This is a genomic window from Pseudomonas sp. FP2294, from assembly GCF_030687625.1.
Lineage (GTDB): Bacteria > Pseudomonadota > Gammaproteobacteria > Pseudomonadales > Pseudomonadaceae > Aquipseudomonas > Aquipseudomonas shahriarae.
In genome coordinates this window covers 1920698-1934506 of record NZ_CP117441.1, presented here as the reverse complement: position 1 = coordinate 1934506, position 13809 = coordinate 1920698, and the positions used below count along the sequence as shown (strand labels likewise).

The 13809-nt window shown below is 60.0% G+C and carries 15 protein-coding genes; 6 read left to right on the top strand and 9 right to left on the bottom strand.

The window, feature by feature from the left end:
* Positions 1-6 precede the first annotated feature (6 nt).
* From PSH73_RS08735 to PSH73_RS08725, 3 genes are read right to left on the bottom strand one after another with little or no spacing between them, the layout of a single operon-like run.
* Positions 7-924: a 5'-nucleotidase gene (locus PSH73_RS08735; protein WP_038447487.1), complete on the bottom strand. Its 918-nt coding sequence runs from the start codon at positions 922-924 to the stop codon at positions 7-9.
* Positions 925-933: 9 nt separating this feature from the next.
* Positions 934-1896 carry a putative 2-dehydropantoate 2-reductase gene (locus PSH73_RS08730; RefSeq protein WP_305462248.1) on the bottom strand — a complete coding sequence of 321 codons (963 nt, stop codon included), beginning with the start codon at positions 1894-1896 and terminating at the stop codon, positions 934-936.
* The gene (locus PSH73_RS08725; RefSeq protein ID WP_115127847.1) at positions 1893-2228 is read right to left on the bottom strand and encodes a co-chaperone YbbN; all 336 of its coding nucleotides are present in this window, start codon (positions 2226-2228) and stop codon (positions 1893-1895) included. The genes PSH73_RS08730 and PSH73_RS08725 overlap by 4 nt, the downstream gene beginning before the upstream one ends.
* A 187-nt stretch (positions 2229-2415) precedes the next feature.
* Here PSH73_RS08725 and PSH73_RS08720 point away from each other — a divergent pair, with 187 nt between their 5' ends.
* On the top strand, positions 2416-3492 hold the full coding sequence (locus PSH73_RS08720; protein ID WP_029297994.1) for a 3-deoxy-7-phosphoheptulonate synthase: 1077 nt from the start codon (positions 2416-2418) through the stop codon (positions 3490-3492).
* A gap of 56 nt (positions 3493-3548) precedes the next feature.
* Here the strand turns inward: PSH73_RS08720 and PSH73_RS08715 are convergent, their stop codons facing one another.
* A complete protein-coding gene (locus tag PSH73_RS08715; RefSeq protein ID WP_029297992.1) occupies positions 3549-3830 on the bottom strand; it encodes a GNAT family N-acetyltransferase in 282 nt (93 codons plus the stop codon).
* Between the two features lie 613 nt (positions 3831-4443).
* Between PSH73_RS08715 and oprI the strand changes: the two genes are divergently transcribed.
* Complete coding sequence (oprI, locus tag PSH73_RS08710) at positions 4444-4695, top strand: outer membrane lipoprotei OprI (RefSeq protein WP_003172710.1); 252 nt, start codon at positions 4444-4446, stop codon at positions 4693-4695.
* 133 nt (positions 4696-4828) lie between these two features.
* Here oprI and PSH73_RS08705 read toward each other — a convergent pair whose 3' ends face one another.
* The 3 genes from PSH73_RS08705 to PSH73_RS08695 are packed head-to-tail and all read right to left on the bottom strand — an operon-like array spanning position 4829 to position 6814.
* Positions 4829-5797, bottom strand: coding sequence for a L,D-transpeptidase family protein (locus tag PSH73_RS08705; RefSeq protein WP_120732382.1), 969 nt, complete (start codon positions 5795-5797; stop codon positions 4829-4831).
* A gap of 58 nt (positions 5798-5855) precedes the next feature.
* Positions 5856-6152 (bottom strand): hypothetical protein, encoded by a 297-nt coding sequence (locus PSH73_RS08700; protein WP_029297976.1) that lies wholly within the window; start codon positions 6150-6152, stop codon positions 5856-5858.
* 56 nt (positions 6153-6208) lie between these two features.
* A complete protein-coding gene (locus tag PSH73_RS08695) occupies positions 6209-6814 on the bottom strand; it encodes an arylesterase (protein ID WP_115127846.1) in 606 nt (201 codons plus the stop codon).
* Between the two features lie 10 nt (positions 6815-6824).
* Between PSH73_RS08695 and PSH73_RS08690 the strand changes: the two genes are divergently transcribed.
* On the top strand, positions 6825-7508 hold the full coding sequence (locus PSH73_RS08690) for an ABC transporter ATP-binding protein (RefSeq protein WP_057439231.1): 684 nt from the start codon (positions 6825-6827) through the stop codon (positions 7506-7508).
* Positions 7508-10018, top strand: coding sequence for an ABC transporter permease (locus tag PSH73_RS08685; protein ID WP_057958927.1), 2511 nt, complete (start codon positions 7508-7510; stop codon positions 10016-10018). Before PSH73_RS08690 ends, PSH73_RS08685 begins: the two co-directional genes overlap by 1 nt.
* Before the next feature lie 45 nt (positions 10019-10063).
* Here PSH73_RS08685 and greB read toward each other — a convergent pair whose 3' ends face one another.
* Positions 10064-10537: a transcription elongation factor GreB gene (gene greB / locus PSH73_RS08680; protein WP_057439191.1), complete on the bottom strand. Its 474-nt coding sequence runs from the start codon at positions 10535-10537 to the stop codon at positions 10064-10066.
* A gap of 137 nt (positions 10538-10674) precedes the next feature.
* Positions 10675-11838, bottom strand: coding sequence for a hypothetical protein (locus PSH73_RS08675; protein ID WP_057958926.1), 1164 nt, complete (start codon positions 11836-11838; stop codon positions 10675-10677).
* Between the two features lie 311 nt (positions 11839-12149).
* On the opposite strand from PSH73_RS08675, the gene PSH73_RS08670 reads away from it, so the two are divergent.
* Positions 12150-13076, top strand: a complete 927-nt coding sequence (locus PSH73_RS08670) for an ABC transporter ATP-binding protein (RefSeq protein WP_305462244.1) — start codon at positions 12150-12152, stop codon at positions 13074-13076.
* Positions 13073-13798 carry an ABC transporter permease gene (locus tag PSH73_RS08665; protein ID WP_057439193.1) on the top strand — a complete coding sequence of 242 codons (726 nt, stop codon included), beginning with the start codon at positions 13073-13075 and terminating at the stop codon, positions 13796-13798. The genes PSH73_RS08670 and PSH73_RS08665 overlap by 4 nt, the downstream gene beginning before the upstream one ends.
* Positions 13799-13809 lie beyond the last annotated feature (11 nt).

Here is a 13809-nt window from a genome sequence, read left to right as displayed (position 1 = left end):
ATGAACTTAGCTCTCGACCTGGACTTTCGGCTCATTGCTCACGCCATGGGGCACATGCCCGGTGGCCACCACCTCCCTGGCTTTCTCGCAATGGCCGGCCTGGTCGTCAAAAAACACGTCGGCGGCAAACGCTTCAAGGAACGCCGATTTTTCCAGGCCGCCAAGAAACAGCGACTCGTCCAGGCGGATATCCCACTCACGCAAGGTGCGGATCACTCGCTCATGGGACGGTGCCGAACGCGCCGTCACCAGCGCGGTGCGGATCGGGCAAGACTCATCGGGGAACTCGCGCTGCAGCAGATTGAGGGCCGCCAGGAAGCCCTTGAATGGCCCACCGCGCAACGGCTCGCGGGCCGCTTGCCGCTCGCTGGCCTGGAACGCTTCCAGGCCGCCGCTTTGGTAGACGCGCTCTGACTCGTCGGAAAACAGCACCGCGTCACCGTCGAAGGCAATCCGCAACTCAGCGCTGGAAGCCCGACGGGCGCCGCCGGACAAAATGGTCGCTGCCGCAAAACCGGCATCCAGCGCGCTGCGCACATCTTCGGCGTGGGTCGAGAGGAACAGGTGGCTGCCAAACGCCGCCAGATAAGGGTGGGGGTTACGCCCACCGACAAAGGCGGCGCGGGAAATATCCAGGCCGTAGTGCTGGATCGAATTGAACACACGCAACCCGGTGTCGGCGCTGTTGCGCGACACCAGCACCACCTCGACCCGCGCGCGGCCGAGGCTGGCATTCAGGGTCAGGAGTTTCTTGACCAAGGGGAAGGCATCCCCCGGCTCGAGGATTTCTTCCTCGTGGTCGATCTGATATTTGCGGTAGGCCTCGACGCCCTGGGCCAGATAAACCTTATGGCTTTCACCCAGGTCGAACAGGGCGCGCGAGGAAATCGCCAGCACCAGTTTGTCGCTCATCCCTTTGGCCATGTGTGCTCCTCAGTCGTTGCGTCGATCAATAAAACTCAAGGCCTGGTACAACGCCTGCATCCGCGGCAACTCGCAGCCCGCGGCCCTGGCAGCAGCCAGCGGGCGAGCGTAGATCGCGGCCAGTTCCAGGGGTCGCCGGTGCAGATGATCGTGATACATGCTGGGCCAGTAATCCGTCAAACGCTCGGTCATGCTGAACATCTGCTCGGGGTAGCCGGGCGCGATCTCATGGCCGCACGCCTGGGCGCCCTGCACCACTTCGGCCATCAGGCCCTGGATCAATTCCCGGCTGGATTCGTCGGCCATCAACTGCGAGGTATTGGCACCGAGCAGCACCGACAGGCCGTTGTACGGCACATTCCACACCAACTTATGCCAGCGTGCCTGATCCAGGTCGGGCATGGCCTGGGCGTCGATCCCGGCGTGGCGGAACAGCCCGGCGCCCTCTTCGACAATCGCCTGGCGGCGTGCAGCATCAGCGATGGCAGTGCCGCTGTGATAGCCAAGGCTGACCCGGCCCATGGCCTGGTGCTCGACGATCCCCGGCCCGGAACGGTGCACGCAGATATAACAAAGCCCGCCAAGCAGGTGCAGGGACTCGGGCAGATGCTCGCGCAGGCCGTCCTCGACGGCGAGGCCGTTTTGCAGCAATACAACCTTGGCATCGGGCGCCGCGACCTGGGCAATGGTGGGCGCCAGTTCAACGTTACCAGTGGTCTTGGTGCCCACCAGCAGCCAATCGCAAGGCGGCATGTCGGCCGCGCTGGCATAGGCCTGGACCGGGTGCAGGCGCAAGGCGCCATGCACCGCACTATTGAGCTGCAAGCCACGCTCACTGACCGCCGCAAATTCGCTGCGCAGCAGGAAATGCACATCGAAACCGGCGCGCGCCAGCATCAACCCGTAAAAACCACCAATGGCACCGGTACCGATAATCCCAATGCGTGGCCCTGGCTCAACTGCACTCGTCATGGCAACTCCTCTGGTTCTCGTTTGAGCGCTTCTTCTATAGCCTCACGTAGGTCGCCGGCATTCAGACCCGTCTGCAATGCGCCGTGGAACTGACCCTCGCACACCACAAACAGCGCCGGCAAATGAAAGATCCCGTAGCGCTGCACCGCGCCGCCATTGTGCCCGGCGTCGATCCAGCAGATGCGCGCAACCGGCAGCTCCCAGCCGGGCAACTGCTGGCGCGCCCAGCGGCAACTGGAACAGCCGACACTGGTAAACACCAGCAGCGAAGCACCCGGCAACGCCAGCAACTGCTGGTCGATATCCAAATCCGTCAATTCAAACGCTTTCACTCGATCTGCACCACACCCTTTAACCAGGCAACACACTATCAGGCCGCACGACACCGCGCGCAATTGCCCATTGTCGAGCCGGCTTGTACGCGCTAAGGTTCGGCTCCCCGCTGCATTTAAATCATGCTGTGCTCCGCCGCACGGGGTTCGCTGGCGGCCGGCACCCGTGACCCTGACGAGTAACACGATGGCTGATTTACCGATCAACGACCTAAACGTCGAATCCAACGAGACCCTGATCACGCCCGATCAGCTCAAGCGCGAAATCCCTCTGAGCGACGCTGCATTGCAGACCGTCACCAAGGGCCGCGAAGTCATTCGTGACATCCTCGACGGCACTGACCACCGCCTGTTCGTGGTGATCGGGCCCTGCTCGATCCACGACCTCAAGGCCGCCCACGAGTACGCCGAACGCCTCAAAGTGCTGGCTGCGGAAGTATCCGACACCCTGTACCTGGTGATGCGCGTGTACTTCGAGAAGCCGCGCACTACCGTGGGCTGGAAAGGTCTGATCAACGATCCGTACCTGGACGACTCGTTCAAGATCCAGGATGGTTTGCATATTGGCCGCAAGCTGCTGCTGGACCTGGCTGAAATGGGCCTGCCAACGGCCACCGAAGCCCTGGACCCGATTTCCCCGCAATACCTGCAGGACCTGATCAGTTGGTCGGCGATCGGCGCGCGCACTACCGAATCGCAAACCCACCGCGAAATGGCCTCTGGCCTGTCCTCGGCCGTGGGTTTCAAGAACGGCACCGATGGCGGCCTGACCGTGGCGATCAACGCCCTGCAGTCGGTTTCCAGCCCACACCGCTTCCTGGGGATCAACCAGGAAGGTGGCGTGTCCATCGTCACCACCAAGGGCAACGCCTATGGTCACGTGGTCCTGCGTGGCGGCAATGGCAAGCCCAACTATGATTCAGTCAGCGTGGCCCTGTGCGAACAGGCACTGACCAAGGCGAAGATCAAGCCGAACATCATGGTCGATTGCAGTCACGCCAACTCCAACAAGGATCCGGCCCTGCAACCGCTGGTGATGGAGAACGTGGCCAACCAGATCCTGGAAGGCAACCAGTCGATTATCGGCCTGATGGTCGAAAGCCACCTGAACTGGGGTTGCCAGGCGATTCCAAAGGATCTGGCCGACCTGCAATACGGTGTGTCGATCACTGACGCCTGCATCGACTGGTCCGCCACCGAGACCACCCTGCGCAGCATGCACGCCAAGCTCAAGGACGTATTGCCCAAGCGCAAACGTACCTGACGCACACAAAAACGCCGGGCTAAGCCCGGCGTTTTTTTATGCCTGCCTGTTTGCTTTCACAGCTTCGCGGCATGGCGCTGGTGGCGCTCCATGTAGCGCTCGACGTAGGAGCAGGACGGAATCACCGTGTAGCCCATGCTCTCGGCGTATTGCAGCGCTTCTTCGGTCAGCGCAGCGGCAATGCCGCGCCCACGCAGGGCATTGGGCACAAACGTGCGGTAAATATCCAGGGTCTGCTTCCCCAGGTCCATGTAGGTCAGATAGGCACGATGACCGTCCACATTGGTCTCGAACTGATGACCAGCCTGGTCATGGTGGATGGACAACGCCTCGCTCATCACTACTCCTCGCGGGTCTTGGTTTCTGACCCCTACCTTACCGATGTTTTTCCGGCGAAGGAACATCTACGCCACCCCGTGCCGGTTTCGACAACGAGAAAAGCCCTACAGCACTCACGCCCCGCACGCAGGAATAGTAGGCACCAATCCTGTCATTGCTCAAGGGACACTCGTCATCCATTTGGCTCGCGAACATAGAAAGGGCTGATCGAACATCCTGTGGTCGATAGCCTGAACATTGCCGGCAGTTGAAGCGTGAGACGAACCCGCGCTTTTAAAGTCACCTCTACATGCGCGAAAGATGCCCGGCAACCCCGGGACAATCTGAACAATAGTATGGGGCAGATATATAAATTGACATCGGCTTACAACGTTTAACACTTGCCAGGCGGCGCTTTCAGCCCGGGCCCAGTCTTTGACCAAGCGTCAAAAACTGGATGTTTTTTATACAGACCCTCTAAAGATTAGCCAAAATAGATTCAGCACAAGAATTTTTTTTGCTTCTTGCGCTACGTCAGTTTACTTACTACAAGTAATGGGTAGTATGTACGCCGGCTATTAGCTCACTCTGAGAAATTAGCCATTAATTAGAAAGTCCTTGAAGGGGAACACGATGAACAACGTTCTGAAATTCTCTGCTCTGGCTCTGGCCGCAGTTCTGGCTACCGGTTGCAGCAGCGTCTCCAAAGAAACCGAAGCCCGTCTGACTGCAACTGAAGACGCAGCAGCTCGCTCCCAGGCTCGTGCAGACGAAGCCTACCGTAAAGCTGATGAAGCTCTGGCTGCTGCTCAAAAAGCACAACAGACTGCTGACGAAGCTAACGAGCGCGCTCTGCGCATGCTTGAAAAAGCTAGCCGCAAGTAATAATCCTTCGGGGTTGTTATCTAGCCGATCCATTTTGGATCGGCTTTTTATTGCCTGGGATTCGGCTACGGATCCCAGGCAATAAAAAACCCGCCAGGGGCAATCCGTGGCGGGCTTCGATGGGAGACAGGCGTTACTGCTGCAGATCGACCGGCATGCTGCTGACCATCGGCGCCGCGCCCGGTTCGCCAATTTGCGCCGGCAAACCATCTTCGGCCGCCACCACATCACGCACTTGATCCCAATCGACCCGCAGGTTATTGGCCAGGTCTTCGCGCTTGAGCATCGCATTGATGACTGCCGTGTGCTTGTCGACCACCGACGGCGTGCCATCGTCGTTCAACGGCGCATGCGCCTCCAGATAGACCTTGCCGCCGCTGATGCCGAATTTGTAGGCTTCATTGATGATACGCACCGGCGTGCCCACCGGAACCATCTTGGCCATCTCCAGCACGTTGTTGTTGAACATGCGGAAGCAACCATGGCTGGTACGGGTACCGATACCAAACTTCTTGTTGGAGCCATGAATCAGGTAGCCCGGCGTGCCCAGGGTAAACTTGAATGGCCCCAGGGGATTGTCCGGACCTGCCGGCACTACGTTGGGCAGCGGGTCACCGTCTGCTGCGTGTTCGGCCTTGATCGACGCAGGAGGAGTCCAGGTCGGGTTGGGTGTCTTGGCAATGATGCTGGTGTGGGCAATCGGCGAACCCCAACCCTCGCGACCGATCCCCAGCGGGAAGGTGTACACCACGTCCTGGCCCTTGGGGTAGTAGTACAGACGGTACTCGGCGAGGTTGATCACGATGCCTTCGCGAGGCCCCGGCGGCAGGATGAAACGGGTCGGCAGCACAATCTCCGCGCCGGTGCCCGGTAGCCAGGCATCCACGCCGGGGTTGGCCGCGACCATCTCCGAATAGCCCAGGTCGTAAGTCACGCCCAGGTCGGCAAAGGTGTCTTCGTACTTGGCCTTGATCACCTGGACCTCGCCGACAATGTCTTCACCCGGCGGTGGCAGGGGCAGTTGCAGAGCCGCAACAGGACCAGCTGCACATAAGGCAGCGAGAGACAGGCAACGGGTGACGACAGGCAGACGCGACAACATCCGGAAAATCCTTCGCAGATCGACGGGGGTAAATGGCGATTGTAGCGTGTAGCTGCCCTTAAAGCTCGAAGCGCAGTTCGGGCCAGATAGGCGGTGTGCCACGCTTTTGCGATTCGAGAATCGCCCGGCACAAGGGGCACAGGCGCTGGTCCTGGAAGATCGAGCGATCCACCGATGACCAGCGTGGCTGGGCCGGCAGCAATGTGCCGCAGAGCGTACGGTCGATCGTGCCGCCCAGCTCCAGCTGGCGCGTGACCAGGTGCACCTTCACTTCCTGGCAGGCGAACAGATCCAGCTGCTCGTCAGGCTCGATCAGTTGGTAGGCAAATAGGGACCAGGCAGGACGCGACGACATCGGGGGCTCCAAATCGGGGGCGCCACCTTAGCCGAAAGACCGCTGCTAGAAAAGCGTCATAACAGCGGTTTTAGCGTCGGCCAGACATTTTCCAGCAACTTCGCCTGGGCGCCGACTGCCGGGTGCAGTTGATCCGCCTGCATCATCTCCGGATGCCCCCCCACCCCTTCAAGAAAAAACGGTACCAGGGGAACGTTTTTTTCCTTGGCCAGCACGCCATAGACTTCGGCAAATGCCGTGGTGTAGCGCGGGCCATAATTGGGTGGCAACTGCATCCCCAGCAGCAACACCTTGGCGCCACCGGCCTTGGACTGGTCGATCATCGACGCAAGATTTTGTTGCAATTGTGCCGGGGGCTGTCCACGCAAGCCGTCGTTGCCGCCCAACTCGATCACCACCACGTCCGGCTTATGCTCTGCAAGCGCCGCCGGCAGCCGCGCCAAGCCTCCGGCACTGGTGTCGCCGCTGATGGAGGCGTTGACCACTTTATCGTCGAAACCCTCCTGCTTGAGCCGTTGCTCCAGCAGTGCCACCCACCCTTTGCTGGTATCCAGGCCGAAACCGGCACTGATACTATCGCCAACGATCAGGACAGTACCCGCCGCTGCGTTCTGGGCCATGCACATCAGGGCCAGGCCAGCACTCAAAAACCATATTCGCATCGGATTCTCCATGGGCGCATGCATTCTCACCGCGCAGAACCTTAGCAAAGTGGTTCCCAGCGCGGAAGGTGAACTGACCATCCTGCACGAACTGAGCCTGGAACTGAACAAGGGCGATAGCCTGGCTATCGTCGGCAGCTCCGGCTCGGGAAAATCCACGCTCCTTGGCCTGCTGGCCGGGCTCGACCTGCCCAGCAGCGGTGAAGTCACCCTCGCCGGCCAGGCCCTGAGTGTCCTGGACGAAGATCAACGGGCGCGCATCCGCGCCGAACACGTCGGCTTTGTGTTCCAGTCATTCCAATTGCTCGACAGCCTCAATGCCCTGGAAAACGTCATGCTGCCCCTGGAGCTGGACGGTCGCAAAGACGCCCGCGAACGCGCCCGGCACTTGCTCGAACGGGTCGGCCTGGGCCAGCGCCTGACTCACTCGCCCCGCCAGCTCTCCGGTGGCGAGCAACAACGAGTGGCCATTGCCCGTGCGTTCGCCGCCGAGCCGGACGTACTGTTTGCCGATGAACCCACCGGCAACCTCGACAGCCACACCGGCGAGCGCATCAGCGACCTGCTGTTCGAGCTCAACAAAGAGAACGGCACCACCCTGGTACTGGTGACCCACGACGAGCGGCTGGCCCATCGCTGCCGACGCCTGATCCGCCTTGAAGCCGGCCAGATGGTCGAGCCCCTGGAGCCTTGATGGCACGTTTGCCGCTGTTGCGCCTGTTCAGCCTTGCCCTGCGCCAATTGCTGCGCGATGCCCGCGCCGGTGAGTTGCGCGTCCTATTCTTCGCCCTGCTGGTGGCCGTAGCCGCCAGCACGGCCATCGGCTACTTCGGCGCACGACTCAACGGCGCGATGCTGTTGCGCGCCACCGAGTTCCTTGGCGCCGACCTGGTGCTGGAGGGCAGTTCCCCGGCCCGGCCCGAGCAGATAACCAGTGGCACGCAACTGGGCTTGGCACATGCCAGGGTGGTGGAGTTTTCCAGCGTCATCGCCACCGACAACGGTATTCAGTTATCGAGCATCAAGGCGGTCAACGAGCAGTACCCGCTGCGCGGCCAGTTGAAAAGCGCGGCCGAACCGTTCGCCGAAGACACCCCGGGCGGCGGGCCGAAATCCGGCGAAGCCTGGGTCGAGGCCCGCCTGCTGACCGCACTGGATCTGAAAGTCGGCGACAGTATCGACGTCGGCCTGAAGACCCTGCGCCTGGCCCGCGTACTCACCTATGAGCCGGATCGGGCCGGCAATCTCTACAGCCTCACCCCGCGGGTGATGATCAACCTGGCCGACCTTGAGGCCACCGGCGTGGTGCAGCCGGGAAGCCGGGTCAGCTACCGCGAGTTGTGGCGTGCGCCGCCAGCCAGTGTCGCGCTGCAAACCTACCGCGACCAGATCACCCCGGGACTGGCCGCCAACCAGCGCCTGCAGGATGCGCGGGACGGCAACCAGCAGATCGGTGGTGCCCTGGGCAAGGCCGAGCGCTACCTGAACATGGCCAGTCTGGTCGCCGTGTTGCTCTCCGGCGTCGCCGTAGCCCTGTCGGCCAACCGCTTTGCCAGCCGCCGCTTCGACGCCAGTGCGCTGCTGCGCTGCCTGGGTCTGTCGCGACGGGAAACCATGCTGCTGTTCAGCCTGCAACTGACCGTCCTGGGCTTGCTGGCCAGCCTCGCCGGTGCAGCTCTGGGCTGGTTCGCCCAACTGGGCCTGTTTTACCTGTTGAACGACCTGTTGCCGGCAGACGTGCCACCCGGCGGATTGCTACCGGCCGTCGCCGGCATCGGTACCGGCCTGGTGGCCCTGGCCGGCTTTGCCCTGCCCCCTCTGGCGGCCCTGGGCCGAGTGCCGCCGTTGCGGGTGCTGCGACGCGACTTACTGCCAATCCCCTCCAGCACCTGGATGGTGTATGGCGCGGCGCTGTTTGCCCTGGGCCTGATCATGTGGCGCCTGAGCCTGGACCTGGTGCTGACCTTCGCCCTGCTGGGCGGCGGGGTGATCGCCGCGCTGCTCCTCGGTGGCCTGCTGCTGTTGCTCTTGCAAAGCCTGCGCCGCCTACTGGCGCGTGCTGCCCTGCCCTGGCGCCTGGGGTTGGGCCAACTGTTGCGCCACCCGCTGGCGGCGGCGGGCCAGTCCCTGGCGTTCGGCCTGATCCTGCTGTCGATGGGTTTGATCGCCCTGCTGCGTGGCGAGTTGCTGGACACCTGGCAGAACCAACTGCCCAAGGATGCCCCCAACTATTTCGCGCTTAACATCCTGCCGGCCGACAAGGACGCCTTCGGTGCCCGCCTGCTTGAACTGCAGGCACAGGCCGCGCCCTTGTATCCGGTGGTGCCGGGACGCCTGATCAGCATCAACGGCGAACCGGTGCAGGAAATTGTCAGCAAGGACTCCAGTGGCGATCGGGCGATACAGCGAGACCTGAGCCTGACCTGGGCGGCCAACCTGCCCCCTGGCAATACCCTGACATCGGGCACCTGGTGGGCGGATCAGCCGAGCGATGAAATACCGGGGGTCTCGGTCGAAACCAAGGTCGCCGAAAGCCTCAAGCTCAAGCTCAACGACCACCTGATCTTTACCGTTGGCGGGGAAAACCGTGAAGCCCGGGTCACCAGCCTGCGGGAGATCAACTGGGACAATTTCCAACCCAACTTCTTCATGATCTTCCAGCCTGGCACCCTGAAGGACCTGCCGGCCACGTACCTGACCAGCTTCTATCTGGCCGCCGGCCATGACCAGCAGATCGTCGACCTGTCCCGGGCCTTCCCGGCCGTGACCATCCTGCAGGTCGAGGCGCTGCTGGCCCAACTGCGCAGCATCCTGGCCCAGGTCACGCTGGCCGTGGAATACGTGCTGCTGTTTGTCCTCGCGGCTGGCATGGCGGTGCTGTTCTCCGGCCTGCAGGCCACCCTGGACGAACGCATCCGCCAGGGCGCCTTGTTGCGCGCCCTGGGCGCGGAGCGCAAGTTGCTGGTCAAGGCCCGGCGTATCGAGTTCGGGCTGCTGGGCGCGGTCAGCGGGTTGCTGGCGGCACTGGGTACCGAGCTGGTGACCCTGGTGCTGTATCGCTACGCATTCGACCTGGTCTGGCACCCTCACCCATGGTTGCTGGTGCTGCCAGTGATCGGTGCAGTGCTGATCGGTGGTGCCGGAGTGTTCGGTACACGCCGCGCGTTGAACGCCAGCCCACTGGCGGTACTGCGCGAAGGCTGAAACAAAAATGGCCCGCTTCCTCCTTGGGGAGCGGGCCACTCACAGTTACTTGATGTATTCGATACCTGTGATCCACCAGCACATTTCGCCATTTGGCGTCTGCACAATGGCCTCATCATCCACTTCTTTGCGCAGCAAGGCCCTGGCCATGGGGGAGTCGATGGAGATGTAGTCCATGCGCTCATAAATCTCGTCATAACCCACGATGCGAAAACGCTTGGTCTCGCCCTGCTCGTTCTCGATATCCACCCAGGCGCCGAAAAACACCTTGCCCTCCTGCTCGGGCATGTACTCCACCACCCGCATATCTTCCAGGCGTTTGCGCAGGTAACGCACCCGGCGATCGATTTCACGCAGCAGCTTCTTGTTGTACTGGTAGTCGGCGTTCTCGCTGCGGTCTCCCAGCGAAGCAGCCCACGTCACCTTGCGCGTTGTATCAGGACGTTTCTCTCGCCACAGGTAATCGAGCTCTTTTTTCAGTGCCTCATGACCTTCTTTGGTAATCAGCTTGGTACTCAAAAGCGTCACATCCCCAGGAAATATCCATTGGTTCAAACCCCCTCTGCATCAGCCAAGGATGCATTGGCTGCCTGACGGCAATCGGCCGGGTCTGATGATAAATGAACGCCAGAAAGTAGCCAGGCCTGATTCCCCGGTCAATCGGCACCAAGCAATTTACTGGATTGCTGCTCAACATTTTCCACAGGAAACAGGGTGCCATCCAGGCGATAAAGCAGTGCCTTCAAGTCGCCCCTGAAGCCCGACAACTGCCCCAGCCCGGTCGCCAGTTGCTCAGCCTGTTGCTGGGATGCCCGGTCCTGCGCCTGTAGCCTGAACGACTCATCTTCCATCTGTTGAGCCCAGCCCTCCAGGCGGCGTTGTTCTGCCTGCTGCAACTGCGCATCCCGGGCCAGGTGCTCCTCCCGGCTATTCAACGCTTCGGCTCGCTGCTGCAAAGCAAGCTCCTGCGCGGCCAACTGTTGATTGGCCTGCTCCAATGTGGCCTTTTCCCGTAGTAGCTGGTCCCTTTGCAGTTCAAGCGCCTCCTGCTGCTGGAGCACTGCGCGTTTCTGTTGCGTCAACTCATGCGCCACACGGGCAAGATTGGTCAGCGTGGTGTCTACTTCATGCAGGGACGACTGATCCGCCGCCACGACTGGCGGGACGACTGCGGGCGGTGCAACCGGCTGCGGCTCCGGGGCCTGCGGTGCAGATACCTCCTGTGCCTCCGGTTCCTTCGGCGGTGGAGGCAATGGCTCAGGCAAGACGACCACTGGCTCCTCATGGGGCTCCTGCGTCATATCCTCACGATTTGCCGTACCCGGTGGCGATACCATTTTTGACGAGAAGCGAATAGACGGCACAATCAACTCGGTGCTCTCTATCGCGGGCAGACCAATGACTGAAGTGCCCAGGGTGATCACCTTCATCACCAATGCCTTCTTGATCATCAGCGAGTGGTGATCCTCCGGTCGGGCCGTCGGTAGCTTGCTGCCCTTCAGGTCAATGAAATGATAAGGCACCTGGGGCCCGGCGGCATTGCCCCCAGATGCCGTGGCAAGGGTGATGATTTGCTTGAGGACGCTCATTGCCAGTTGCAGGCTCTCCTTGGACTCGATGCTTCCAAGAAAATACCGCTCGGACTTTTTGCGCAACGCGGCGATGTAGACCCGAGAGCTTCCGGGTTCGACCTCCTCGTCCAGACTGTAGACAAGAAAGTTGGAAGCAATTTGCGGTATCGCAAAACAACAGAGCAATGCACCGTTAACGGGGGAATCATGACCAGAGTGTTCAAGAACAAGAGTACGTAGAAGCATCATGAGTGTCGGACTCCATTACCGTAGTACTTCATATACACGCCATTTTTCAAATCAAAATCAACAATCCTGCAAAAACAACGCAATTGTTTCAGCGAGTGATTGAGGCACATGTAGGACTTACCTTATTCAAGTGCTTTAGCGTTTCCAAGCGCCCCTATTGAACGTACCATTTTTTAACAAAGCCGCACCTGAAACACTTGATCAATACTTTTCATTTTCCACCCTCGGCAATTCTCAACCTGAACACACAGGCTTATTGAGCCCCCTGCATATTCAGCATGCCCCGGCAAACAACCAAGCAGAAAAGCCTAATGATCGAAATAACCAATCTAACAAAAAAAACGGGACGAGCGATTGCCATCGACAATATGACATTCAGTGTCCGCCCTAGGGAATGCCTGGGGTTGTTCGGACACGATGGCGCTGGCAAAAGCACACTACTCAAATTGCTCTCAGGCGCAACCCCCGCAACTTCCGGCAATATAAAAATACATGACATAGATATCGCGACCCATCCGATACAGGCAAAAAAAATAATAGGCTACCAGCCTGAATTCGCCCTCAGCCACAGCAATATGAAGGTAAAAAGCTTTCTGGGTTTCATGGCCGAAGTTCGCGGACTCCGTGGCCTGGAAAAGCGCAAGATGGTTGATCGCGCCATCACCCGCCTGGAACTTTGGCGAGTACTTGACTCACCTGTCGCAGCCCTCCCCCCAGGGCACCGGCGCAAAGTCGCGCTGGCCCAGGCCATCCTGCATGACCCCAAGCTGCTGCTGCTCGATGAACCCACAGAGGGCCTGGACACCCTGCAAAAACAGAAGGTCGGCACCCTCATCCAGTCGTTGACCGAAGACATGACGGTCATTGTCGCCTCGCGCAACCCCGAAGAATTCTCCTGCATCTGCCAACGGGCGCTGGTGCTGGCCGAGGGCCGATTGCTCGCCGACGCCCCTGTCACCGAGCTGCAGCGTAGCTCGCGCCATTACCAGGCAATCACCCTGGCCGCCGATACCCCCCTGGACCTATTGGCGCTGGCCGTGCTTCCGGGGGTGGCTGGCATCGAAGAAGACCGGCACGCCTACGGCAGCGTGACGGTACTCGCGATGCCAGGGCAGGTCATCTATCCCCACATCAATGCCCTGGTCGCCAACCGTCGCTGGAAGATCAATACCTTGAGCCTTGAGCCGGGACGCCTGAGCGACGTCATCCACCACTTGAGCCAGGAGGCACCCAATTGAAACGTCTACCCGTGATATTCAAACGGCAACTCAACAACTACTTGTCGAGCCCGGCCACCTATTTTGGCGTCGCTATGTTTCTGATTACTAACACCACACTAGGTTTTTATGTAGGAAACTTCTTAAACGGAAATCCGACAGACCTTCACGCCTTCTTCCAGTTTCACCCCTGGCTTTATCTTTTTTTCATTCCATTTATTTCCACACTGCTCTGGTCGGATGAGCACAACGAAAATGCACGTTCCTTTACAAATACCTTGCCGGTCTCAGCCCTCGAACTGACATTGGGCAAGTTCCTGGCCGCTTGGACCGTTTGCGCACTCACACTAGCCTTGGACTTCCCACTGGTCATCATCATTAACTATCTGGCCATGGCGGACAACTCAACCATCCTCGGCCAATTCATAGGGAGTTGGTTACTGGCAGGCGCTTATCTCTCATTCTCCTGCCTTGTCTGTGTAGTGGCCTATAATCGCCTGATTATTTTCGGCATCACACTCGCGTTATTATTGCTCACCAGCACTTTATCGTCAGTGCTGGACATGCTGACCCATCAGGCCCCTATCTGGGTGATCGACAGCTTGATTTCACTCAACCCGCGGGTACGTTTCAGCGCGATAGACAGCGGCCTCCTGACCCTGCATGACACGTCGTACTTCATAAGCATGATCATCGCTTTCCTCACCGCAACCACCCTAACTTTAAACTTCAGAAAAGGCTGAGAAAGGAAATC